This window comes from Ohtaekwangia kribbensis, assembly GCF_042676245.1.
Taxonomy (GTDB): Bacteria; Bacteroidota; Bacteroidia; order Cytophagales; family Cyclobacteriaceae; genus Ohtaekwangia; species Ohtaekwangia kribbensis.
This window is the reverse complement of record NZ_JBHTKA010000001.1, coordinates 1620379-1645625: the sequence shown is the minus strand read 5'-3', so window position 1 is coordinate 1645625 and position 25247 is coordinate 1620379. Positions and strand designations below refer to the sequence as shown.

Genomic DNA, 25247 nt, shown 5'->3' with positions numbered 1-25247 from the left:
TTGAGGGTTCAAATATTGACAGTAAATCATTTTAATGGGACATGCGGCGCGGAAAATTTTTTTTATTCTTTTTTCTGCGGTTATTAAGATTAGATTTCCGGGAGATAGTCGTTTAAAGGGTTCCAGAGTGTAGAGCAGAATAACTTGGAGTATGTTCCATCCCTGTATGGATATACGATTATCATTGTTAAATTTAAGGGATCGATAGATTTATTTAGATGCGCTATAGTAATTATTCTGCTGAGGATCTTGCATTGGACGACAGTTTTAGGAAATGGGTGCTGAGCCCGGATGATGAGTCTACTCAGTTCTGGAACCGATGGCTTGAAAGTAATCCTCACAGAGAAGAAGACATTCATAAAGCTAAACAACTTGTTAAACTCGCTGGCTTGCGCACAGACAACGAGATCACTACTGCTTTTCTCGATGTGTGGGGAAAGATAAAAGAGAACGCAGAACAAGAGACGCAGCAACAAACACAAAGCACACAGAATTACAGAGCCTGGGCAGCAGCTATAGCTGCGATGATGGTGCTGGCTGCGATATATGTTTTATGGCCCGCGCAGCAGGCTGATGTTACCTATAGAACTGCCTTTGGAGAAATCAAAGAATTTATACTTCCGGATGGATCGCGCGTGGCATTGAATGCCAACTCGCAGCTTGTATATAATACCAATTGGACAGGAACTAAACGCAAGGTATTCCTAACGGGCGAAGCTTTCTTTGATGTAGTACATACGGGCGATAACAAAGAATTTATAGTAGAAACGTTTGAAGATTTTTCAGTGCAGGTACTCGGCACGGAGTTCAACGTAAATACACGTAAAGGAAATACTGCGGTATATCTGCAATCGGGAAGAATCGAGCTGCAGACTGCGAAAGAAAACGTGATATTAAAACCCGGTGATCTCGCGGTGATCAAAGACACAAATCCAGTATGGTTCAACCGTGATGCAAAAGCAGAGAATACGCTGGCGTGGAAAAATAATCTCTTCATCTATAATGATACTCCGCTCTCCGGAATCATTCAGGACATTGAAGATAACTTCGGAGTGCAGGTGCACGTAACCGAATCGGCTTTAATGGACAAACGTGTAACAGCAAAGATATCCCGTAAAAATGTGGATGTTTTATTGCAAGTTCTTGGAGAAATATTGGATGTCCAAATCGAGCAAAATAAAAAGCAGATCGTTATAAGTCCCAATCATCAGGATTGATTACCTTTGGTGGAATAGGTTTTCTCTATCCAGTCTCCAAACCCTATAGGTAAACCTCGATCCAATGAGCTGCCAATCACAAAGAGTGATGAAAGCGTTTTGTGCTTTTGTCGCATGCTATAGCATGGTTGGTTATATCTATGCACAGGGTGCAACTATAAAAAATCGCTCTGCGGTTAATAAACCTCTTCTTAGTCAGTCTGTTGATAAACCAATTCCTTTAGCCGATGCGTTGCGTAAACTCGAAGAGCGGAATCACGTAAGCTTCGCCTATCAGAAAGATTTTCTGGAAAATAAGTTTGTCACCTATACGGCAGACGAACGTAAATCGCTGGAAGTATACCTTGACGAAATGCTTGCTCCGCACAACCTGGAGTATAAACGGGTGGAAGGTATAGATCAGACGATCTATGTTATATACCCGAAACGTGAGCGGCTTGCCGAAGCTAAAACACTAACGATATCCGGAAAGGTAACAAACCAGTTTGACGAAGCCATTGCCGGTGTGAGTATATTCCTGAAAGAAGAAGGCATTGGTACGCTAACCGATATGGAAGGCAATTACTCGATCAGCTTTCCGCAGGATAATGAAAATGTATTGGTGTTCTCCCATATAGGGTATATGGTGAAGGAAGTGTCCTATACCGGTGAACAGCACGTTGACGTTGTGCTGGCTGAAAACCTGTCGCAGCTTTCGGAAGTTGTTATCACGGCATTGGGTATTAGCAAAAATCAGAAGGCTCTCGGGTACTCCGTGAGTACGATCAATTCGTCTCAGATCACACAGGCCGGAAATACCAACGTTGTGTCCGCCATGTATGGGAAAGCTCCGGGTGTAAGAATACGTACAGCACCCGGCGGTGCTACGAGTGCTGTTACCATGCAGGTTCGCGGTTTAAATTCACTGAACTATAATGCACAGCCGCTATATATAGTCGATGGTGTTTTGATGCGTGACGGAAACGAGAAGGGCGCACTCGGTGTAAACAATACCGATTACTATACCGATGCCCGTATTCGGGGCAATGGTATACTGGATATAAATCCATCGGATATTGAAACGATATCGGTGCTGAAAGGTGCAGGCGCAACAGCTCTCTATGGATCCGATGCTGCGAATGGTGTTGTGGTGATCACCACCAAGAAGGGCGATAAGAAAGCAGGGCTCGGTGTAGAGATCGGGTATACTGCCAGTCTCGAACAGGTTGCCTTTACTCCGCATTATCAGAATGTATACGGTCCGGGTTTCGATCGCGACCGAAATATATCGCTCGGTGCTGATGCATCCGGTTGGGTTCCGGTTGATATGGATCAGGATGGTGAAGCCGAAACAAAGCGCCCGTTGTTTGAATCGTATGCACAATTCGGACCGAAGATGGATGGCGAGCAGGTAATGTGGTGGGATGGTACAAAACGAAATTATAGTCCTCATCCGAACAATTATAAAGATTTTTACAGGCACGGCTATAATTCCTTATTCAATGCCGCCATCAGTAATAAAACAGAACGCGTTGCCTATCGATTCTCTTATTCCAGAAACGACTATGCCGGTATACAGGTAGGTGGTAAACTGCAACGCAATACATTTAACCTGAATAACTATATCAAGATATCGGATCGCCTCTCGGCCGATGTAGTATTGAATTATTCCAATAGCCGGGTGCACAATCGTCCGTTAAAAATTAATCGGATTACGTCAAGCTGGGATGGATTTTTCAGCAGGGCAGAAGATATGTCGTTGTTGTCTGAAAAGTATAAAACATCGAAAGGGTATAAATGGGTGCCCTACGATCAATCGCAGCGAGATCCTGCCGAAACCCTATACTTTACAACACCGCGCGGTTATGAAGTAATGAATTTTTTCTGGAAGCAACTTCGGGACAGTGAAGACGAGAACCAGAATCGACTGATCTCCAGTGTCACACTTCATTACGAGATTACACCCAACCTGCATTTTCGTGGTAAGATCGGTAATGACTTTACAAGTCTCTCCATCAAAGGAAAAGGATATAATGAATACCCGACAATCTTTAATGTTAACAGCAGCACCGGGTCGTATAGTGTGTCCAACGGGCGGTATTCGATTTTATATACCGATGCTCTGTTAACCTATAGCAAAACCGTATCGCGTGATTTTTCTTTCTCGGTCAACAGCGGGTTCCAATTGCGGGATGAACAATATCGTGATCAGGCCACTGCTACGAGCGGAGGATTGGCTGTTGAAAACTGGTTTAGTCTGAATAACTCTTACAACGCTACCAAGATTGCCACAGAAACACAGTCGCTTATTTTAAAGTATGCTTTTCTGGGTATAGTAAATTTGAACTATAAGGATTTGCTTTTTCTGGAAGGTACAGCGCGGCAGGAGTATTCTTCTACATTGGCACCTGGTAATAACCGGTATTTTTATCCATCTGTAAATAGTAGTTTCATTTTGTCAGACGCGGTGACGTTGCCTCGTTTTGTTTCGTACGCCAAGCTTCGCGGGTCGTATGGCGTGGTGGGGAATGCTCCACCCGTTTATGAAGCAAATATACTATATGATCTCACGTCACTGCAGACTACACAAGGTTCTGTGACAGCTGCTTCAACACAGGGAAACCTGTACGGTAATAATGCTATCAAACCCGAAAATAAATATGAGACAGAATTCGGTCTTGAGACAAAGCTGTGGGAAGGAAAGATAGGGGTTGACCTGACGTACTACGCCAGCCGAATAAAAAACCAGATTCTGAAACTGGATTTACCCACGAGCGTAGGTGCGAGTAAAATGCTGACGAATATAGGTCAGTTGCAAAATAACGGTTGGGAGCTGGGACTCAATTCATCAGTAGTAACTTCAGCATTTACATGGACAAGCGCTGTCAATATAGCGTTGAATACATCGAAGGTTCATTCGCTGGGAAATGGTATTGATAAACTGGTGTTTCGCGATCTGGAAGGAAGCGCTATACAAGTTGTAGCAGAACCTGGGGAGTCGATTGGAAATATATATGTATACCCGCGCAAGACAGATAGTAACGGTAACTTTATTATTAATGATAAAGGTGTATATATCATCGATAAGACCCGGTATGTTAAAGCTGGTAACATGCTGCCCAAAGTAACCGGTGGATTTGTGAATGCTTTACAGTATAAGAATTTCAGACTCGACCTCACGATCGATTACAGCATTGGTGGCCGGATTATTTCGCCTCCTTTAAAATATGGTATGGGCTCGGGCATGTATACCAGTACACTGCGATATCGTACGGCTGAAGCCGGTGGATTGCCGTACTATATTAACGCCACGGGTACTAAAATTCTGCTTGAAGGGCATAATGCAGCAGCTCCGGATGGGAGCACGGTATACCATGACGGTGTTGTATTGAAAGGGGTAACAAACAACGGGTCACCCAACGAAACAGTTATTGATGCACCAACCTACTACCTGAGTACATACGACTGGGGCAGCAACGCCTGGAACGAGAACGCAGCTATATACGACAACAGCTATATAAAAATGCGCGAAGCAGTGCTAAGCTATATGCTGCCGGCTGAGTTTGTTAGCAAGCTGCACTTTCAAAGTATTCGTGTGTCGCTGGTAGGACGAAATCTTTTTTACCTCTGGCGCACGTTGGAGAATCTTGATCCAGAATCTACCATTGGTACAAACTGGTTGAATCAGGGTATAGACGAAGGAACCAATGCTGCTACACGAAGTTATGGCTTTGCACTTAATATGAGTTTCTAAATATCAGGGATGTGAGGTTCGGAAAAATTATAATAAGTATAGGGCTGTTGATGATCGGTATATCCTGTAAGGAAGAACTGGATGATCGTTATGAGAATCCGGATCGTACCGCGGATGCAACGATCGATCAGTTTTTTACAGCAATGCTGAACAATAACCGCGTGCGGCCTCAGTACTGGGAGATGAGTACGTTCATAAACTGGCATATTGGTGTATATACGCAGTCTGTCGGTTTTTTGAATACTGAATATATATACCAGCAGAATGAGGCCTATATCAGTAATCGTTGGGATGATTTTTACCGCCCGAGTGCAAATGGTTCCGGAGTGATGGCTTTATACCGCGAGATTGAAAAAGCTTATGCGGCCTTATCAACGGACGAACAGAAGAGTGTGGAAGTATTTAGGCAGGCTGCAAAAGTGGTGTTGTATGAACAGGCAGCACAGATGGTTGATATGTGGGGAGATATACCATTCAGTGAAGCTGGCTTGTTGAATAAGACAGGTGAAGTAGTATATCCGGTTTTTGACAGCGATGCCGTTGTATATGATACCTTGCTGGCAGGTTTGAAAGAAGCGTCTGAATATTTTTCATCGGCTGAATTGTCGTCCTCTACGCAATCAGTGTTTTCTACGCAGGATATTTTACTGCATGGCGATCTCAAGCGCTGGCAGCGGTATGCTAATGCACTACGTCTTCGTCTGTTGATGCGCATCTCGTTTGTGAACGAAAGTCGCGCACAAGCCGAGGTAACGGAAATGTTGAGCAACCCGGGTGTTTATCCTTTCCCCGGTGATGTAGCCGCACAGTACGACCCCGATAATGATGATGTGTTGTTACAGCCGCTTGTAAACTATACCGATGATCTGCATATAGCTTTTACCGACTGGACCAATTACCCGGCACCGTACTTTATGCTGGAAGAAGTACTGAAGCCTGTAGAAGACCTGCGGATACCGGTGTTATACGATAAGTACGGACAAACCATGAACGGACAATTTGTGCCGAACTCGGGCTACAACAGTATGCCGATAACATATTCGCAAACCGAGCAACAAATAAACCTGGAGAAGTTCGCTATACTGGATTCAGGTACATTTCTCTACAATTCGAAACTGCCCGGAGTACTAATGACGGCCTCTGAGGTTAATTTTCTAAAGGCAGAAGCCTATGAACGATGGGGTGGGGGTAGCGCTGTTGATGAATATACCGAAGGCGTTAACAGGTCTGTTGTATTTTATTACTACCTCAACAATCTGAATCAGTCGTCCGGCAGAAAAATTGCGCCTCCCGCCGATGCGACTATCGACACATTTATAGCCAACGCCATTGCTCCGCTCTATACCGGAACGCAACACGATAAGCTCGAAGCCATCTGGACTCAGAAGTGGGTACATTTTGGTTTTTTACAGGCTATTCAAAGTTGGTCTGAATTGCGGAGAACGCATCTTCCTCAATTATACTTCTATACATCGCCGCTCACCGGGTATGAATTACCTCCGTCCCGGCTTACCTATCCTGGCAACGAGAAAACGTTTAACAGTAATTATAATGCTGTTGCTGCGAAAGATACGCGCGATGGTAAAGTTTTCTGGGATGTGCAGTGACCTTATGCCTTAATACCAAATATTTTATTGTCCGATCCGGTTTTGTTGTGCTAACTGATAATGGTATAACATAGTATAATTATATAAATGTTTAACGTATATATAGGTATATTTTTTTGTTAAAAATTGGCTTTTTTAGGTGTATTTATTGCATTTTTTGTTGATTCTGTGATTAATGGTTGGTTTGTGATATTATTTTGTAGTTGCGGTGTTTTGTTTATGTAATGATCAGTTTTTGTTAAAAAAATAAAATATTTTTTGGTGAAGGGGATTAGATTCTGATTAGCCTCCCGTTTAGTAGCAAAACCACCAGAATGGATCATTGCTACAATAATTCATTTGCCTATACCTGCTTTCATATGTTTCTGCCATATAGACTATATATATATGTCAGAACAGAAATCATACAAGCCATTGCCCCGGTGCGACAGGCCTTATCTGCTCATAAGGTTTATTTAACGTTCAATGATTTAGTTTGGGTTAATGCTGAATTTAGAATTTATACTCTAGTCGCACCGGGTCAATCGGGCACGCTCACCAACGCAATTCGCGCTCCTCTCTATAATTTTTTTGTCGCACAACCTTTTAAACTTAATTATATAATTACTCTATGATGAAACATCTACGGAAAAGGATGAAGACCTTTTTGGTTTTCTCCCTGTGTTTCTGTTTCGCCTATGCAGCGCGAAGTCAGAGCGGAACGATAAGCGGTACAGTTACTTCAAATAGTGATGGTGCTCCATTGCCAGGAGTAAATGTGTTGGTGAAGGGGACAACAGTCGGTACCTCAACAGATTCAGATGGAAAGTATTCTATTGAAGCGAGCAGTAATGCTACGCTCGTTTTTTCCTTTATAGGTTATGCACCTCAGGAAGTACCCGTTAATAATCAGACTGCGGTTAATGTTGTGTTGGCTGAGGATATATCTCAGCTTGGCGAAGTAGTGGTTACTGCTTTTGGTTTGGAGCGTGAGAAAAAAGCAATAACCTATTCGGCACAGATGGTTGGAACGAATGAACTTTCTGAAGCTCGTTCGTTGAACGTGGCGAACTCCCTGTCAGGTAAAGTTGCGGGGTTAAGCTTCTCAACAACCGGTAACGGTGTTGGTAGCTCATCAAGAATTACACTTCGTGGTAACCGCTCACTGACCGGAAACAACCAGCCGCTTTTTGTTATAGATGGCGTGCCGATGGATAACAATGTGGCTTCTACACCTTCAGCAGATATAGGGGGTACTACCAGCTTCAATGGTATATCCAGTATCAACCCGGAAGACATTGCTTCTATTTCAGTATTGAAAGGTCCGTCTGCAGCAGCGCTATACGGAACACGTGCCAGCAACGGGGTTATCATTATCACCACTAAAAAAGGTACAGCAGGACAGAAAACCAATATATCAGTTTCATCAAACCTGATGTTCTCCAAGGCATATAATTTGCTGAACTTGCAAAATCAATATGGTCAAGGTAGTGCCGGAGTGTATGATCCTGCATCCCGGAATAGCTGGGGACCTGAGATGAATGGTCAGCAAGTAGCAGCATGGCAACTTTCGTTTAATCCTAATTACGCAGGACCTGCAACCTATGCGCTCACGCCACAGCCTAACAACGGCATGGATTTCTTCAATACCGGGTATAACTGGGCGAAGACCATTTCCGCGTCTATGGGAAGCCAGACTACACAGGGATATTTTTCCTATACCAATACTTCTTCAGAAGGTATAGTACCCGGAAACGAACTGAACAGACATAACCTGAATTTGAGAATTACCAGTGACCTCAGCAGCAAACTGAAACTGGATGTTAAGACCAACTATATATATCAGAAAATAGACAACGCTCTGAATACAGGTGAAGGATCAATAGGCGAGGGTGTATATACGATGCCCAGAAGTATGCAGTACAGCCAGTACAAGCAATATCAGTATATAGATGACGCGGGACAGATTCAATATAACTGGCCTAATCCCAACGCTATAAACGGAGTAATGGAGAACCCGGCCTGGCTTGCACACAGAAACCTGAGAATAGACGAGCAAAACAGATTTATCGGGTTTGCTTCTTTGAAGTATAACTTTACGAATGAACTAAGCTTACAGGTGCGTTCGGGTCTTGATCAGTCATCACTCTCTACAGATGTTTCCCGGTATGCTTCCGTTTCTGTAATTGCTAATGATTTCGGTAGCTATTCACAATCAAAAGGAACCACACGCGAGTTGAACTCAGATTTCCTTTTGTCTTATAATAAAAAATTTGGAGACTTCTCTGCTAACATAAGTGCTGGTGGTAACTCACTTATGCAGAAACGATCTACGTTAAGTACAGGTGGTACATTGAGTAAAAGAAACTTTTTTGCAATAAGCAATCTCTCTACTGCTACCGTAACTTCCGATCCTTATGAAAAGCGCATCAACTCACTTTATGGTTTTGCGCAGTTAGGTTACAAAGATGTTTTGTTCCTGGATGTTACGGCTCGTAACGACTGGTCATCAGCACTGCCTGCGAGCAATCGATCTTACTTCTATCCATCGGTAGGTCTTTCAGGTGTATTGACGGATATGCTTAACGTTGAGTCTAATGTACTGACGTATTTGAAAGTAAGAGGTTCTCATGCTTCTGTGGGTAATGACACTGATCCTTATCGGTTGAGTCAGCAGCTTCTTTACTATGGATTTGACGGTGGTGTTGTACAATCATCAACAGTGCTCAACAACCCGAATCTTAAACCAGAGATTTCCTCTTCAAACGAGTTTGGTGTAGATGCCAGATTTTTTAACAATCGAATCGGCTTAGATGTTACTTTGTATCAGACCAAGACTAAAAACCAGATCTTTACTATAAACGTGCCTGAGTCTTCCGGATATTCTACCCAAGTAGTGAACGGAGGTTCCATTCAGAACAAGGGTATAGAAGTAGTGCTGAATGCAGGTGTTGTAGAAACGGATGCCTTCAGATGGGATGTAACCCTTAACTATTCAAGCTATAGAACGAAAGTACTTAGCATCATGGAAGGTCGTGATGAACTGTCGATCACAACCGGATATGAGCGATTAGCTCAAACACTTATCAAAGAAGGTGGTGGCTACGGAGATCTGTATATCAGAGGCTTTGAGCGTACGGACGATGGACAGATCCTGGTAAATGGAACCACAGGTTTACCTGAATTTACTTCAGGCTTTGATGTCAAAGCAGGTAACTTCAATCCGAGTTGGTTGGGTGGTATACAAAACAAACTGTCTTACAAAGACTTCTCTCTTAGCTTCCTGATCGATGCAAGAGTAGGAGGTAAAGTGATCTCTTATACGCAGTCAAAACTGGCTGGCGTTGGAGCAAGCGATATTACACTTAACGGACGCACCGATGGTTTCGTAGTGAAGGGTGTTGTTGCTACCCGCGATGCTGACGGTAACATTACATCTACTACACCCAATACAACTTCCATTACAGCAGAAAGTTATTGGACACAGGTTGCAAGCCGTGACCCAAGATCTGCAGAAGATTTTGTGTTCAGTGCAACCAACGTCCGCTTGAGAGAATTGGTACTCGGATATTCAGTGCCGAAGAAACTTTTAGGAGATGGTCCAATTACAGGAGTAAACTTCTCGATTGTCGGAAGAAACCTGTTCTTCCTTGTTAACAAGGCTAAATACTTTGATCCGGAACAAGGAGTCGGAGTAGGAAACCTTCAGGGTATTGAATCATTCAATATTCCTACTACCAGAGACATCGGGTTTAATGTGAAAGTAAATTTTTAAAAGAAAGTCGCGATGAAAAGAAATAAAATGAAATATATCACACTGGCCATTCTGTTATTGTCGGTGAGCTGCACCAGTGACTTTGATGAGATTAATACTAATCCGAGTACCCTTACAGCAGATCAATTAGATGCTACCATGGCCGGGCCGTCATTTGCCAATGCCCTATACAAAGGAATTGGTAATGCTTCATGGGCCATTCCGGGAGATGACTATGGTACTTATGGGTTGAGCACCATGTTGCATTCCATGCTTTTCTCTCACTACTTCTCTGCTGGCACTCCGAGTTGGGCAACAGAAAGAAACGGAATCAACGATGGCTGGAGAAGCCGCGGATGGTTGAGATTCTATACCCTCGCTGTACCTTCTCTGAGAAACGCATATACAGCGTCAGAAGGAAATGCTGAAGCGTTGGCCATCCTTGATATATGGAAAGTTTTTATGTTCCATAGATTCACGGATTCGTGGGGTGCTGTGCCTTATTCACAGGCAGGAATTGGTGGTGCATCTGTAGCATATGATTCACAGGAGGAGATGTATGCAGACTTTTTCAAATTGCTTGATGCTGCAAACACTACCTTAAGTGCTTCTGCAGAAACTACCGTAGGTATATTTGGAAGCTATGACAAAGTATACGGTGGCGACATTGAAAAGTGGAGAAGATTTGGTAACTCACTCAGATTACGCCTTGCATTGAGAATATCCGGTGTGGATGCCTCTACTGCCAAAACTCAGGCTGAAGCTGCCGTAGCTGCAGGTGTTATACAGGCCAATACCGGAAGCGCTTATTTTGCAGTAAGCTCGAACGCATACAATAACTTTGTAGATATAGCACGTTACTGGGGATTCTATATGTCAGCCGATTTGGAAAGCATCCTGAAAGGATACAATGATCCAAGGCTTTCAATATGGTTTGCTGCTAATACAAATGGAGAATTCGTAGGTCAGCCAAATGGTGGTGGAACTGTGCGCGACTGGAGCACCAGTGTCTTAAGTCTGACAAATCAAACTACTACGTTTGGAGATCCTAACACAAAGCCTATCGAAATTATGATGGCATCGGAGACCTATTTCAATCTTGCAGAAGGTGTTCTGAATGGCTGGAGCATGGGTGGAGGAACAGCGCAGACGTATTACGAAGATGGTATCCGCTTGTCGCTGCAACAATGGGGAGTTACTGATACGGATGACATCAATGCCTATATTGCCGGAAGTACAACTGCAGTACAACCAACTTTGGTTAGTGAGTATGCAGCGGCTGGATTGAGTACAACTCCTCCGGTTGATGTGCCCGTGTCGTGGGCAGGTACTGAGAGTGCACAACGGAAGCAGATTGCCGTTCAGAAGTATCTTGGACTCTTCCCGGAGTCATGGGAAACATGGTCTGATCTGAGAAGAACAGATGCTAACATCCTGTATCCTTTACTGCAAACAGAAAACTCTGCTGTTGGAAGAGGAGTGATGAAGAGACTTACTTATCTGCCGAATGAATATAGTACGAACACCGCTGCGGTTAACGCTGCCGTAAGTACTATAGCAGGCGGACAGGATGTAGGTAGCGCGAAAGTTTGGTGGGATGTTAACTAAACGTTAGAATCTTGAATAGAAAAAAGCGACCATATTATATGGTCGCTTTTTTTATATATACCGATATATATTATTTAATCGTATACTCAAAAATACAGCAGGAACAGATCGTGTTACTTGATAATCTTGAACTTGACATTCTTCGCACCAAAATTCGAAATCTTAAAGCCAACTATATCTTTTTTGTTCCTTACAAACTCTAATTCAAACTTGAAGGAATTTATACCCGTAAATTTACTGTCATCAATTCGGGTAAGTTCTATATCACTTAGTCTGCTGTGAGTTATAGTTAATTTATCGTTCCGGAGTGTTACAGTATATCCGGTGGCGAGCTCATCGCTATAGTAATATCCCGTGAAATCTTTTAGGTTGGAGGTATATTTCTCAGTCTTTGTGGTTGCTAAAGTTGGTGAAGTGTTGTTTGTAACAGGTTCAGTGAATTGATTTTTCAGATAGAACTCAACAATCTTTAGTCCTGTACCGAGAATGTCGTAGTGTTCATCGTTGCTTAGGGCGATGATGGAAAGATTGTGCTCCGGGAATCTTGCTAACCACGCGCGAAAGCCGGCCGTGTGTCCGCCATGCGTAATGGCAGGTATACCGCGATGTTTCCAGCGAACTTGTCCTTTCGCATGATAGGTTGTATCAGTTCCTGATGCGGCCCAGACCACGGGTTTAGTATTGTCCAAGACCGATACCTCGTTGAACGCTGCTATCAGTTGAGCATCTCCGATAATGGGATGATAAAAATTGTTTGCCCATTTTGCCATGTCTTCTGCTGTAGTGTGTAAACTTGAAGGACCGGCATCGGCAACGAGTAATTCTTTCTTGATATACTGACCATCACTTTTTTCGTATGAATGCGCCCTGTTTTTTATAATGGTGTGATAGTCGTTGTAGAAACGCGTATTAGTCATCTGTAATGGCTCGAATATATTTTTGCTGGTATAGTCTGTGAAGGATTGTTGGGTTACACGCTCTACAATTCGAGCGAGCAGGGTATATCCGGTGTTGCTATAGCCAAACGCAGTGCCGGGTTCAAAGTTTAACTCCTTTTGTCTTGCCGTTACTTTCAGAATCTGTTCAGTGGTCATAACATCTTCAATGTGCCAACCTGCCAGGGTGAGCGTGGCTGCGAGGTCTCGTATACCACTGGTATGTGCAAGCAGATGCCGTATCCGTATCGCTTTCCCATAGGACGGCAGCTCCGGAATATATTTCCGAATATCATCTTCCAGCGAAAGCTGGCCTTGTTTCGCCAACAGGTAAATAGCAAAGGCGGTAAACTGTTTTGAAACCGATGCGATTTGAAAAACAGTTTCCGGTGTATTGGCAATTCCGTGTTCCAGGTTGGCGCTTCCGTAACTTTTCTTAAATACTGTTTTACCATCCTTTACAACTACGATGGAGACGCCCGGTGTATGTGTGTTGTAATGCGCAAACAAACTGTCCATTTTTTTATCAATGTCTGGTACAGACTGACTCAGTCCGGTACGTGTGATGAGCAACAGAATTATAGCAGGCAATGCAATCAGTCCTTTCATTTCAGTGCGATGTTATGGTTATCAATGAAAGGGCAAAAATCAACGTGGCAGCATCAAAATCCTTTAAAAAACATGATTCTTAAAGAGAAAGACGCAGATATATAGCTTTCTCTGAATAGGATACCGGGCGAAGTCTGCGGTGTTACAAAATTTTTTCATTGCTCCATCGGCATCTTCAAAATCCTTATTTTAATGTATGAAAAACAAAATGACCCATTTTGCCATTCACATTGATAACATGGAAAGGGCAAAGAATTTCTATGAGCAAGTATTTGATTGGGGATTTTCGTCTTACGGTCCGCCTGATTTTCTGCAGATAAAGGTTGATAAAACAGAAAACGGGGAGTTGATCGGTGCATTGCAATCAAGAAAATACTCGCCTGTGAAAGAAAAAGTAATTGGCCTGGAGTGCACCATAACGGTGGCCGATGTTGAAGCAATTATACAGCGGGTAAAGGATTATGGCGGGCAGATTCTTATGCCCAGAACGGCTATTCCTTACGTTGGCTGGATAACCAAGTTTCTGGATACGGAAGGCAATCTTGTTTGTGCGATGCAAGCTGACAACGAAGCAAGATGAACGCAATGGCCGGAGTTCGAAAAATACATCCGCATTTTCTTTACCTGCTGGAGTTTAAAGAACAGAAAGTGATTGATCTGTTTAAAGATCTGCGTTCTTATATACTGGAAATTTATCCGGAGAGCAATGAGATACTTTATCATACCCATGCGCTGACAACTGTTTTTTCTGTATCGGATAATTTATCGGATGCTTTTTGCATGTTGCCCATTTATACCAATCATCTGAATCTTGGATTTAATAAGGGTACCTTGTTGCAAGACCCTTATAAATTACTGGCAGGTACGGGAAAGCTGATCAGGCACATTCCTATTGAGACTCCTAAAGATTACAGGAACAAGAAAGTAAAAGAGCTTGTGAAGTCAGCTATAGATTTTGCTGTTAAAGATATGGATAAGCCGACTAAATCTGTTGGTGAGACAATCTCTAAAATTAAGTGGACGGGAAAGTAAAATATACTTCCGTGGGTATATATAGGTATAATTGTGCTGTAACGCGCGTGAGCGATTGAGCGGCCTGTTTGAGCCCGAAGTGGCATGCGGGGGGATTGGCGAGTAGCGAAAGCGCGGCCCCTTGTTGCCTTTCGCAGTGCTAACGGAGGAAGGCAACAAGGGGACATGCCCCATCATAATCAATAAACCGTATTAGAATTCGCAAGTGTCCTCGTTTGTTAGTTATCTTTTCGCGCTTAATTTGAACTGATCTGTGACTATGAAAAAAGCATCGATATATACTCTTCTGTTTGCCGGCTTATTCGTTTTTGCTATACCGTGTGTTCGTGTATATGCGCAGGGCAACATCCATCAGCAATCAACAACGTATCAATGGCCGGATGACCCATTGGTGCGCGCCAAACTTGAGACATGGCGCGATCAGAAATTCGGAATGATCATTCACTGGGGGTTGTATGCTGTGCCGGGTATTATTGAATCGTGGGAGCTGTGCTCGGAAGATTGGATCGGTCGCGACAGCACCATGGCGTATGAAGACTATAAGAAATGGTACTGGGGATTGAACAAACAATTTAATCCGGTGAACTTCAACCCGGACCAATGGGCACAAGCTGCGAAAGATGCCGGTATGCGCTATGTTGTATTCACGACCAAGCACCACGATGGCTTCAATATGTTCGACACAAAGCAAACCGATTTTAAAATTACGAACGGCCCGTTTGCCAATCATCCGAAAGCGAATGTTGCTAAATATGTATTCGAAGCTTTCCGTAATCAGCAGATGATGATCGGTGCATACTTCTCCAAGCCCGACTGGCATTGTGAATACTACTGGTGGCCACGCTACGCTACGGCTGATCGTAATGTGAATTATGATATACGCAAGAACCAATGGCGCTGGAATAAGTATAAAGAGTTTACCTATAACCAGATTGGCGAACTTGTAAACGACTACGGAAAGATTGATATACTCTGGCTCGATGGTGGATGGGTGCGTCCGCTGGAGACTGTGAACGATGAAGTTCGCGCGTGGGGTGCTGCTATACCTGCCTGGAGCCAGGATATAGATATGCCACGCATTGCTACTATGGCACGTAAAGCACAACCCGGACTTTTAATTGTTGATCGTACCGTGCACGGCCCGTATGAAAATTACCAGACACCCGAGCAGAGCATACCTAAACAAAAACTGGATCACCCGTGGGAGAGTTGCATAACGCTGGGCTATGCTTGGGGCTATGTGCCGAATGATCAGTATAAATCAAGTGCAAAAGTTATACATACATTGATTGAAGTAGTAGCCAAAGGTGGAAGCTTGTTGCTGGGCGTTGGTCCCGGTACAGATGGTACATTTAACGCAGCACAAGTGGAGCGTTTGAAAGAAGTAGGAGCATGGCTGCAAAGCAACGGTGGCGCTATATACAATACGCGCACCGCTGATTACTACTATGACACAGGCAGTGATACCTACTTTACGACTGGTAAGAGCAATGAGACATTTGCGCTGGTGAGACTGCCAGAAGGTAAAGGTATACCGACCACCGTATCATGGTCGGGAAATATACCGCGTAACGGAACACGCGTGAAATTACTTGCCACAGGCGAAACAGTGAAGTGGAAAAAAGATGGCGACAAGGTAGTTGTAACGCTGCCATCATCTTTTCTGAAAAAGAATAAAGCCTATGCAGCTCTGACGTTTTCGTTTCAGAAATAGCAAGGTGTAAATACACAACATCGGACTCTTTGTCCAAAAGATTGAACTCCGGAGTATGGCTCCGGAGTTTTTTGTTTTAGAAAAACCGACACATTTGCCTCGCTTGCCGCAATAAACCGATAGTGCCTATATTGTATGGTACTTTCGGTCCATATTTGTGATTATCTGAAATGGAGTAACTTGAACGTGAAGCGATGAGCAAACAGAAAAATATTCTCGTGCACACAACGGGGTGGGTGCTCTTCCTGGTTATTCCGATCCTGTTTTCACCGGCACCTGGCCTTTCTATGGATATGTTCGGTAAAGGCTATATGCAGCGCGAACTCGTAGCGTGTGCATTGCTGATCGGGTATTTTTATCTGAATACGAATATACTGTTGCAGCAATTTTACTTTGACAGAAAGTATACACTATATATACTGATAATTATCGGATGCTTCATCGTGACCACGATGGTACCTTTTCTGTTGTTTCAGATTCATCCGCCTCCGCCTCCTGATGGCGGTGGTGGTCCTATGCCGCGTAAACCGGAAGAAGGATCGATACTGTTTGAGTTTGGACATAACCTTTTCAGATTTTCGGTGGTCACGTTCGTTTCGCTAACGTTGAAGATCAGCAACCGCTGGAAACAGGCCGAGCAGGAAAAACTGAATGCAGAGCTTTCATACCTCAAGGCGCAGATCAATCCGCATTTTCTTTTCAATACGCTGAATAGTATTTACTCGCTGGCGATTCAGAAGTCGGATGTTACTCCTTCTGCCGTTGTAAAGTTATCGTCTATGATGCGTTATGTAGTGAGCGAATCTAACCGCGATTTTGTACCACTCGATAAAGAACTTAGTTATATTCGTAATTATGTAGAGCTGCAGCAACTTCGGTTTGGCGAGGCTGTGCAGTTATTGTTCTTTGTACATGGTAATGCAGGTAGTAGCAAGATTGCTCCGTTGATTTTGATTCCGTTTGTTGAAAATGCTTTTAAGCATGGTGTAAATGCTGAAGACAGTTCGTGTATCAAAATATCAATTGATATTGATAATAGTGAGTTGAGACTGGAAGTTTTTAACAACAAGGTTTTCGTCAGGAGAGAAGAAGAGAAGAGCGGACTGGGCATTGAGAATACACGCGGCAGGTTGCAGTTGCTATACCCGAACAGACACAGTTTGGTTATTACCGATACCGAAGAAAGCTTTTCTGTTTTACTAACCATACGGTTAACATGATAAAAGCCATTGCTATAGATGATGAGCCGCCTGCATTGCAGGTGATTGAAACCTTTTGTCGCGAGGTTGATTTTATTTCATTGGAGAAAACGTTTATCAAGCCCAACGAAGCACTCAAGTATATAGGTAAATTTCCGGTCGATCTGCTTTTTCTTGATATCAACATGCCATCGGTAAGTGGTATAGATCTATATAAAGAGGTAAAGCAAAACACGATGGTGATCTTTACCACAGCCTATAGCGAATATGCCGTAGAAGGATTTAACCTGAGCGCTATAGATTACCTGTTGAAGCCGTTTACCTTCGATCGTTTCCTGCAGGCTGTTACCAAGGCCGAAGAGTATCACAACCATATACATCAAAAGAGTAAGCCCGAGCATCAATATCTTTTCATTCGCGCAGATTACAGCCTCATCAAGATAAATATAGCCGACATTCTTTTTATAGAAGGCCTGGACGATTACCTGCGCATCCACCTGCAAAATCAAAAACCGGTTGTTGCCCGCATGACACTGAAGGTAATGCTTGAGAAGCTTCCAGCCCAGGCTTTTGTGCGTGTGCATCGCTCGTATATTGTTGCCTTCAGCCGCATCGAACACATTCGTAACAAGATCATTACCGTGGCAGGCGAAGAAATTCCGATCGGTACGAGTTATGAAAAAGCCTTCTTTGAAGCCTTTGAAGGAAAACAGTAAGTGCCGGGATTACTGTGTTCTACGCCCCTGAGGTCGCCTTATTTTATTGATTTTCGTAATTTTTGCGGTAGCTCGTGAGGTGGGGGTGTACTGTATATGTAGGGTTTTGATAATAATTTCCTTTGAATTTATTATTAATTTATCCGAAAATTGGCCCCGATTCACCCTCGGACGTTTTGTATATAAATAGCCACCATACCGATGAAGAGTTGTTGCGCCTGCTGCGCGAAGGCAGTAAAGATGCGTTCGAAGCAATCTTTAACCGGTATTGGAACAGTTTATACCGTATAGCCTATGCGCGATTGAAGTCGCATGAAGATGCCGAGGAAATTGTTCAGGAGCTTTTGGCTTCACTGTGGAAGAAACGCTCTGAAGTATTGATAATCAATCTTGATCAATACTTATTTGTATCGGTAAAGCGCAGGGTAATCAGTGCTATACGTCAGCGCATCACGCACGAAAAATACTGGGAGTACTATAAACATTTCCTTCCCGAAGGCACAACAACTACCGAAGAGGTTGTTGAGTATAACGATCTGAACACCGCTATAGAAAAAGCGATGCAGCACCTGCCGGAAAAATCGCAGCAGGTATTTCGACTGAATCGCCTGCAGGGATTATCCATCGCAGAGATTGCTGAAAATCTGAAGATGCCGCGCAGAACGATCGAACATCACTTAACCCGATCGTTACGCGAACTTCGCCTGCACCTGAAGGACTTCATCTTTTTTATCTGCTTCTGTTTGTTCTTCTGAGACACGTTTGGCGCTGATTATCAGTCGCGTGGATCACCTTCTTCAAAAAATCTGAAATATTTTTTATTCAACCTTGCGGAAAAATCCGGATGGCGCGTCTTCCTGTTGCTGCACGTGGTGTGCACATAGGAATTTCATGGCAATGACATCGAAAGAGTTTGACAAGATACTTCACCGGTATAATTCAGGTACCTGTACTGAAGAAGAACGGCAACTGGTGGAGGCGTGGTTTAAAGCCATGGAGGATGGTGAAGACGAAACCTTCAGCAATAAGATAGAAACTGCTGTAAAAGATCAGCTCTGGAATAAACTGAACGGTGAACTTGATCTTCCGCATTCCGATAAGCCTGGTTTTTCATTTTGGAACGTAGGCCGTGTGGCGGCTGCATTTGCATGTATACTCGTAAGTATATTTCTGGTGAAGCGCTATTTTTCAGACACAGTTTCGGAATCGAATACGATCGTATCCGCTGGTGGTAAAACAATCCGCTTTGTAAATACAACGCAGACAACACATAGACTGGCTTTGCAGGATGGAAGTATCGTTACGCTGCAGCCTGGCAGTGAATTGAAATATCCGGAAGTATTTACTTCCAAACGCGAAGTATATCTCACCGGTGAAGCATTCTTTGAAGTAGCCAAAGATGCTGAACATCCTTTCCTGGTATATACCCACGAAGTAACTACAAAAGTATTGGGAACAAGCTTTCGCATTACAGCCTACGAACAGGAGAAAGAAATTATAGTGGTTGTGAAGACCGGAAAAGTCTCTGTGTTTACACAACCTCGCATGGACTCCTCTGCAAAAAGTGCCGCGCAGGAATTTATACTCACACCCAATCAACAGGTAGTATACGATCGTAAAGAAGCACTTGCTGTGCGCAGTGCCGTGCAAAAATCAGCAGGCCATATTGCACAGCAACCTGCGCAGGTGTTGTCCTATACCAACGCACCGGTTGCGTCAATCCTGAAAACATTGGAAGAAAGCTATGGCGTAAACATTCAGTTTAATGAACAAGTATTGACCGGATGTACACTTACGTCTGATATGACGGATGAAAATCTCTACCAGCAGCTTGAGATAATCTGCAATGCATTGGGTGCCCGTTATGAGGTTACGGAAACATCCATTGTTATCGATGCTCAGGGCTGTAATTAAAAAAAAACGATTAATAAAAACCTAACGCTGCAATGCCTATGAAGTAAACCCTACGAAAAAAATAATGAAGGCCGATAATGTCGCAACCATTACCGGCCTGAGTCAATGCATCGTGATTCGGAAAATCACGCGCATCCAAGTTTTTGCCTAGTGAAAACAAAAACATTATAAATCTAATGATAAAACCTAAACCTGTTAAAAATGGATTATTGTTTCTTATGAGAGTGACATTAATTCACATACTGATATCTTCTTTTACCATTGCCATGGCACATGCGGTACCGGGCTTTGGTCAGGAGGTATTGGATCGAAAAGTCAGCATTGACGTTGAGGGCGCAAAAGTTCAGAATGTGCTCTTGATGATCAGCCGGCAGGCCAATGTTAAGTTTGCTTACAGTCCTCAACTTGTAGAGGATGCCAAAGAAGTAACCCTTCACCTGCAGGAAGCGCGTTTAGGCGATGCGCTTGATAACCTGTTGGGTGCTGCCATTGAATATAAAGTATTAGGCAACCAGATTGTACTGATGCCGATCGGTAAAACATCTTCAGCAGAAGCAAGTGCTTCCGAAGAAGTACCACCGGCAGCTGTAACTATTACTGGTAAGGTAACCGATGAGTTCGGATCACCATTACCCGGAGTAAACGTTGTGGTAAAAGGTACCAGCACCGGTGTAACTACCGATGCTGATGGTATGTATACCCTGGAAGTACCCTCTGCCGATGTAACACTTGTGTTCTCTTTTATAGGATACGCTACAAAAGAAGTTGCAGCCAACAATCAAAGCACGGTAGATGTAACGCTTCTGGAAGACATTCAGTCGCTGGCTGAAGTTGTTGTGGTAGGATATGGCACGCAGGAGAAGAAAGAAGTAACGGCTGCTATATCGCAGGTATCCGGTGAAGAGATCAAGAAAAGCTCTGCTGTTTCTATTTCCAACTCACTGGCCGGACGTGTTTCTGGTTTATTTGTGAATCAGACCAACTCAGAGCCTGGTCGTGACGATGCGCGTATTTTTATTCGCGGTGTCGGTACCACTGGTAACACCGATGCGTTGATCGTTGTGGATGGTATAGCCAACCGCGATGGTATATCGCGTATCGACCCGAATGATATTGAGACAATCACTGTATTGAAAGATGCATCTGCTGCTATATATGGAGCGCAGGCCGCGAACGGTGTTGTACTGATCACTACCAAGCGTGGTAAAACTGGTAAGCCAACCGTTAACTATTCATTTAACCAGGGCTTTGTTAGTCCTACACGCAAAGTAAAACTGGCAGACGCTGCCCTATATGCAAAGAGTGTAAACACCTGGAACGGTTCACCATTGTTCTCGGCTCAGCAAATCGCTGACTATGAAAGTGGTGTTGCTCCAAGTACAGACTGGATCGATGAAGTATATAAAGGATACTCCCTGCAGAATCGCCACAGCATTACGCTGAACGGTGGTACCGATAAAGTAAAGTATTTCCTTTCTACCGGTACAACGTATCAGAATGGTTTGATCACCGGTGATGAGACAACCAAGTTCAAGCAGTACAACGTGCGTTCAAATATAGATGCACAGATCTCGGAGCGATTCAAGATCGGTTTGAACCTGGCAGGAAGACGCGAAGATAGAAGATGGTTACAATATGAAGATGAAACTATCTATGGTAACACGATCCGTGCGGCTCCAACCATTCCGGCTACTATCAACGGACTGCCTACTGCGGGTCGTTCGGAAACAAACCCATTGGCAGTGGCACAAGGCCCGGGTTATCTGAACCTGCAGCGCAATGTGTTGAATGGTACATTGAGTGGCGAGTATAAATTACCCTATATAGAAGGTCTTTCAGTAGATGGTTTTGCTGCGATCGATATCGTGCAGGACTTCCAGAAGAAATTCTATCAGCCATTTACATACTATAAAGAAGAGAATGGAGAGATCGTAGCCGTGAAGGGCGGTCCTACTCTGAACAACACATACCTGAAGCAAGACTATATCGGTACACAATCCGTAACCTTGCACGGTAAGATCAAGTACGAGCGTACTTTCGGTATGCACAACGTGAACGCGTTTGTTGCTTACGAGCAAAACGAATTCTCGAACAATAACTTTTACGCACAACGCTTCCAGTATCAGTCTAGTCGTATAGACCAGCTTTTTGCAGGAAGTGCGAATACAGATTACCAGGGTAACTACGGTAGTGCATCCGAAACGGCACGCCAGAATTACTTCGGACGCTTAGCCTATACGTTGAAAGACCGCTATATGCTGCAGTTCCACTTCCGTTATGATGGTTCTTCAAATTTCCCGAGCGACAAACGTTTTGGTTTCTTCCCGGGTGTATCAGCCGGCTGGAGAATTTCAGAAGAAGCTTTCATGATCGACAACTCGGTGGTAAGCAACCTGAAGCTACGTGCTTCATGGGGTAAACTTGGTAACGACCGTATCAATCCGTTCCAGTACCTGAGTACCTTCAGCTATCCTACAGCAGGATCACAAGGCTATGTATTGGGAGGAAACGATGTGAACGTACTGAACCCGGGCGTTGCTGCTAACCCGAACATCACGTGGGAAACCAAGCGCACATTTGACGTAGGTTTTGATGCAGGTTTCTTTGCGAACCGCTTAACCTGGGAGTTCGATGTGTTCTTCGAAAAACGTAACGACATCCTCGCTCCGCGCAACGTAACCGTTCCGAACTATACCGGGCTGGTGTTACCGGATGAAAACATCGGTGAAGTAGACAACAAAGGTTTCGATACACAGATTATGTATCGCAATACGATTGGCGATGTAAATTTCAATATCGGTGGTAACATTACCTATGCACGCAACAAGGTAATCTTCATGGATGAAGGAAATGTATATCCGGAAGACTATCAGAAAGCAGAAGGACACCCGATCGGTTCACGCCTTGCTTATCAATATATAGGTGTATACCGTACACAGGCTGACCTCGATCAGTATCCGGGCTTGAACGGAGTGGCAGTATTGGGCGATCCAATCTATCGCGATGTGAATGGTGATGGTGCCGTAACCAATGCCGACAGAACCCGTCAGGACCTCACCAATATACCACAGCTTCAATATGGTATAACACTTGGGGCTAACTACAAAGGATTTGATTTCTCAGCCGTGTTCCAGGGACAAGCGCGTGCAGAGCAGTATCTGCGCTATAGCTTCTCCAACGGTAACAACGGTATGGTATATTTCCTCGAGAACGCTTACGATACAGAAGATAATCCGAATGGTTCATTACCGGCCATCAATCGTGGTAATACCGATGCACAGTATAGCACACTGTGGCTTCAGAATGTATCGTTTGTTCGACTCAAGAATATAGAGCTCGGCTATACCATTCCAAACGACCTTGTATCACGCGTTGGCTTGCAACACGTGCGGGTATATGTAAATGGTTACAACCTGCTCACATTCGACAAACTGAAGAAGGACGGATTGCCTGACCCTGAAAACACGAACGTGGAAGGCTGGCAGTTTCCGCATACGAAGAGTATAAACTTTGGTTTAAACCTAACTTTTTAACAGCGCATGAATACGAGAAAGATAGTATATATAGCGGTCGCTGCAGTATCCGGTCTTCTTTGGGCATGTTCCGATGATATACTGGATAAGAAACCATTGAATGGTTACAGCGAGGTAGATGTTTTTGCAGACGAGGCGTTGCTGCGTGATTATGTTAACGGTACCTACCGAAGTATTCGTTTTCCGTTTGACGATGAGAACTCGTTAACGGATGGTCTTACTGATAACGCCTACAACCAGCACGGAAGTGCAGAGAGCACCATTAAGATATATACCCGTGCCGAAGTAAGCCAGGATGATGGCGAAGGTGTAACCCGTAACCTCTGGACACAGGCATATGCCGGCATAAGAAGAGTAAATTTGTTCTTCGAGAAAACGCAGGACTCTGACCTGGATGCTGAAGCGTTGAAAACGCTGGGCGGACAAATGCAGTTTCTGCGCGCATACCTATATTTCGATTTACTTCGCTGGTATGGAAGTGTTCCGTTGATCACCAAGACTTACGGACTGAATGAATCTTACGAAGTTACCCGCGCATCATACGATGAGATTGTAAATTTCATTGTGACCGAATGTAACGATGCGATAACAAAGTTACCGTCCATGACTGATGCCGGATATTCTTCCGGTGTAGCTTCAGTTGAAGCAGCGATGGCATTGAAAGCCCGCACACTGCTATATGCGGCCAGCGCGCTCTACAATACTTCAGCAGATGATAGTAAATGGACAGCAGCTCGCGATGCCAACAAAGCCGTAATGGATTTGGCTGGTGTAAGCCTGGCAGGAAATGCAACACAATACGGTGCAATGTTCCGCGGCACGAACGCGAACGAAGTAATCTTTGCACGTTACTTCACGCAAACAAACAACCAGGGTTGGGGTGTAAATGTGTGGCTCTTTCCGAACAGTAATGGCGGATGGGCCACCACTACGCCAACGCAGAACCTGGTAGATGATTACGAATTGACCAACGGTTTACTGCCTTCAGAAGCTGGGTCAGGTTATAACGATCAGAACCCGTATGTGAATCGCGATCCTCGTTTCTATGAAACTATATTGTATAACGGAGCTTCGTTCAAAGGTGGTGTATATAGCCCGTATCGCGATAAGACTTACCCGGACTCTTCATTGCTGGCCGGTAAAGATTCACGCTTTACGATTTCTACCAACTCACCACACAACGCTTCGAAGACCGGGTATAATTTCAGAAAATGGTCACAGGAAAGTGAAGCCTGGGATGCCGGTAATAAAGGTCCGTGGATCATCTTCCGCTTATCAGAGTTTTACCTGAACTATGCAGAAGCACAAATAGAACTTGAAAATTACGATGAAGCCAGAAATGCGATCAATGCTATCCGTTCACGATTCGGTATGCCGGATGTAACGGAAAGTGGTGACGAGCTGAAAGAGCGTTACCGCAGGGAAAGACGCATTGAGCTGGCACTGGAAGATCATCGCTTCTTTGATATAAGACGCTGGAAGATCGGTCCGGAATCGTTGGACAAGCCTGCGCTGGGTGTAGATGTATACAAAGCAGGCGCTTCGTTCGACTATATCTATGGTATGGTTGCAGACAATACCCGCAAGTGGGATGACAAGATGTACTTCCTGCCAATACCGGCTACAGAGATCCAGCGAAGCAACAATTCGCTTACGCAGAACTCGGGGTATTGATTATAAACAATTAATGAACTATA

General features: G+C 44.0%; 15 protein-coding genes. 14 read left to right on the top strand and 1 reads right to left on the bottom strand.

Translation table 11 applies throughout. From position 1 onward, the window contains the following. Nucleotides 1–218 precede the first annotated feature (218 nt). The 5 genes from ACFQ21_RS06540 to ACFQ21_RS06520 all read left to right on the top strand — a co-directional run bounded on the left by ACFQ21_RS06540 (nucleotide 219) and on the right by ACFQ21_RS06520 (nucleotide 11898). On the top strand, nucleotides 219–1217 hold the full coding sequence (locus ACFQ21_RS06540) for a FecR family protein (RefSeq protein ID WP_377576528.1): 999 nt from the start codon (nucleotides 219–221) through the stop codon (nucleotides 1215–1217). A 64-nt stretch (nucleotides 1218–1281) separates the two neighbouring features. Beyond that, nucleotides 1282–4950 (top strand): SusC/RagA family TonB-linked outer membrane protein, encoded by a 3669-nt coding sequence (locus tag ACFQ21_RS06535; RefSeq protein WP_377576524.1) that lies wholly within the window; start codon nucleotides 1282–1284, stop codon nucleotides 4948–4950. A gap of 11 nt (nucleotides 4951–4961) precedes the next feature. Beyond that, entirely contained in the window at nucleotides 4962–6557 is a 1596-nt protein-coding gene (locus ACFQ21_RS06530) for a SusD/RagB family nutrient-binding outer membrane lipoprotein (RefSeq protein WP_377576521.1), read from the top strand. Between the two features lie 634 nt (nucleotides 6558–7191). Continuing rightward, nucleotides 7192–10311 carry a SusC/RagA family TonB-linked outer membrane protein gene (locus ACFQ21_RS06525; protein ID WP_377576518.1) on the top strand — a complete coding sequence of 1040 codons (3120 nt, stop codon included), beginning with the start codon at nucleotides 7192–7194 and terminating at the stop codon, nucleotides 10309–10311. Between the two features lie 12 nt (nucleotides 10312–10323). Next, nucleotides 10324–11898: a SusD/RagB family nutrient-binding outer membrane lipoprotein gene (locus tag ACFQ21_RS06520; protein ID WP_377576515.1), complete on the top strand. Its 1575-nt coding sequence runs from the start codon at nucleotides 10324–10326 to the stop codon at nucleotides 11896–11898. Between the two features lie 113 nt (nucleotides 11899–12011). Here the strand turns inward: ACFQ21_RS06520 and ACFQ21_RS06515 are convergent, their stop codons facing one another. After that, entirely contained in the window at nucleotides 12012–13442 is a 1431-nt protein-coding gene (locus tag ACFQ21_RS06515) for a serine hydrolase domain-containing protein (protein WP_377576513.1), read from the bottom strand. A gap of 196 nt (nucleotides 13443–13638) precedes the next feature. Between ACFQ21_RS06515 and ACFQ21_RS06510 the strand changes: the two genes are divergently transcribed. From ACFQ21_RS06510 to ACFQ21_RS06470, 9 genes are all read left to right on the top strand, one after another. Further along, nucleotides 13639–14022 carry a VOC family protein gene (locus tag ACFQ21_RS06510; protein ID WP_377576510.1) on the top strand — a complete coding sequence of 128 codons (384 nt, stop codon included), beginning with the start codon at nucleotides 13639–13641 and terminating at the stop codon, nucleotides 14020–14022. Beyond that, a complete protein-coding gene (locus ACFQ21_RS06505) occupies nucleotides 14019–14474 on the top strand; it encodes a DUF1801 domain-containing protein (RefSeq protein WP_377576508.1) in 456 nt (151 codons plus the stop codon). Before ACFQ21_RS06510 ends, ACFQ21_RS06505 begins: the two co-directional genes overlap by 4 nt. Nucleotides 14475–14733: 259 nt before the next feature. Continuing rightward, on the top strand, nucleotides 14734–16188 hold the full coding sequence (locus ACFQ21_RS06500; RefSeq protein ID WP_377576505.1) for an alpha-L-fucosidase: 1455 nt from the start codon (nucleotides 14734–14736) through the stop codon (nucleotides 16186–16188). 194 nt (nucleotides 16189–16382) lie between these two features. Next, nucleotides 16383–17408, top strand: a complete 1026-nt coding sequence (locus ACFQ21_RS06495; protein ID WP_377576501.1) for a sensor histidine kinase — start codon at nucleotides 16383–16385, stop codon at nucleotides 17406–17408. Beyond that, entirely contained in the window at nucleotides 17405–18103 is a 699-nt protein-coding gene (locus ACFQ21_RS06490; protein ID WP_377576497.1) for a LytR/AlgR family response regulator transcription factor, read from the top strand. Before ACFQ21_RS06495 ends, ACFQ21_RS06490 begins: the two co-directional genes overlap by 4 nt. Before the next feature lie 176 nt (nucleotides 18104–18279). Beyond that, nucleotides 18280–18858, top strand: a complete 579-nt coding sequence (locus ACFQ21_RS06485; protein WP_377576494.1) for an RNA polymerase sigma factor — start codon at nucleotides 18280–18282, stop codon at nucleotides 18856–18858. 136 nt (nucleotides 18859–18994) lie between these two features. Next, nucleotides 18995–20017: a FecR family protein gene (locus tag ACFQ21_RS06480; RefSeq protein ID WP_377576491.1), complete on the top strand. Its 1023-nt coding sequence runs from the start codon at nucleotides 18995–18997 to the stop codon at nucleotides 20015–20017. A 218-nt stretch (nucleotides 20018–20235) separates the two neighbouring features. Beyond that, nucleotides 20236–23550: a TonB-dependent receptor gene (locus ACFQ21_RS06475; RefSeq protein WP_377576488.1), complete on the top strand. Its 3315-nt coding sequence runs from the start codon at nucleotides 20236–20238 to the stop codon at nucleotides 23548–23550. Between the two features lie 6 nt (nucleotides 23551–23556). Further along, nucleotides 23557–25224 carry a RagB/SusD family nutrient uptake outer membrane protein gene (locus ACFQ21_RS06470; protein ID WP_377576485.1) on the top strand — a complete coding sequence of 556 codons (1668 nt, stop codon included), beginning with the start codon at nucleotides 23557–23559 and terminating at the stop codon, nucleotides 25222–25224. The last annotated feature ends 23 nt before the right edge of the window (nucleotides 25225–25247 follow it).

Coding starts and splice junctions, on each gene's coding strand:
- ACFQ21_RS06540 (WP_377576528.1), top strand. CDS start 219: ATGCGCTATAGTAATTATTCTGCTGAGGATCTTGCATTGGACGACAGT.
- ACFQ21_RS06535 (WP_377576524.1), top strand. CDS start 1,282: ATGAGCTGCCAATCACAAAGAGTGATGAAAGCGTTTTGTGCTTTTGTC.
- ACFQ21_RS06525 (WP_377576518.1), top strand. CDS start 7,192: ATGAAGACCTTTTTGGTTTTCTCCCTGTGTTTCTGTTTCGCCTATGCA.
- ACFQ21_RS06520 (WP_377576515.1), top strand. CDS start 10,324: ATGAAAAGAAATAAAATGAAATATATCACACTGGCCATTCTGTTATTG.
- ACFQ21_RS06515 (WP_377576513.1), bottom strand. CDS start 13,442: ATGAAAGGACTGATTGCATTGCCTGCTATAATTCTGTTGCTCATCACA.
- ACFQ21_RS06510 (WP_377576510.1), top strand. CDS start 13,639: ATGAAAAACAAAATGACCCATTTTGCCATTCACATTGATAACATGGAA.
- ACFQ21_RS06505 (WP_377576508.1), top strand. CDS start 14,019: ATGAACGCAATGGCCGGAGTTCGAAAAATACATCCGCATTTTCTTTAC.
- ACFQ21_RS06500 (WP_377576505.1), top strand. CDS start 14,734: ATGAAAAAAGCATCGATATATACTCTTCTGTTTGCCGGCTTATTCGTT.
- ACFQ21_RS06495 (WP_377576501.1), top strand. CDS start 16,383: ATGAGCAAACAGAAAAATATTCTCGTGCACACAACGGGGTGGGTGCTC.
- ACFQ21_RS06490 (WP_377576497.1), top strand. CDS start 17,405: ATGATAAAAGCCATTGCTATAGATGATGAGCCGCCTGCATTGCAGGTG.
- ACFQ21_RS06480 (WP_377576491.1), top strand. CDS start 18,995: ATGGCAATGACATCGAAAGAGTTTGACAAGATACTTCACCGGTATAAT.
- ACFQ21_RS06475 (WP_377576488.1), top strand. CDS start 20,236: ATGAGAGTGACATTAATTCACATACTGATATCTTCTTTTACCATTGCC.
- ACFQ21_RS06470 (WP_377576485.1), top strand. CDS start 23,557: ATGAATACGAGAAAGATAGTATATATAGCGGTCGCTGCAGTATCCGGT.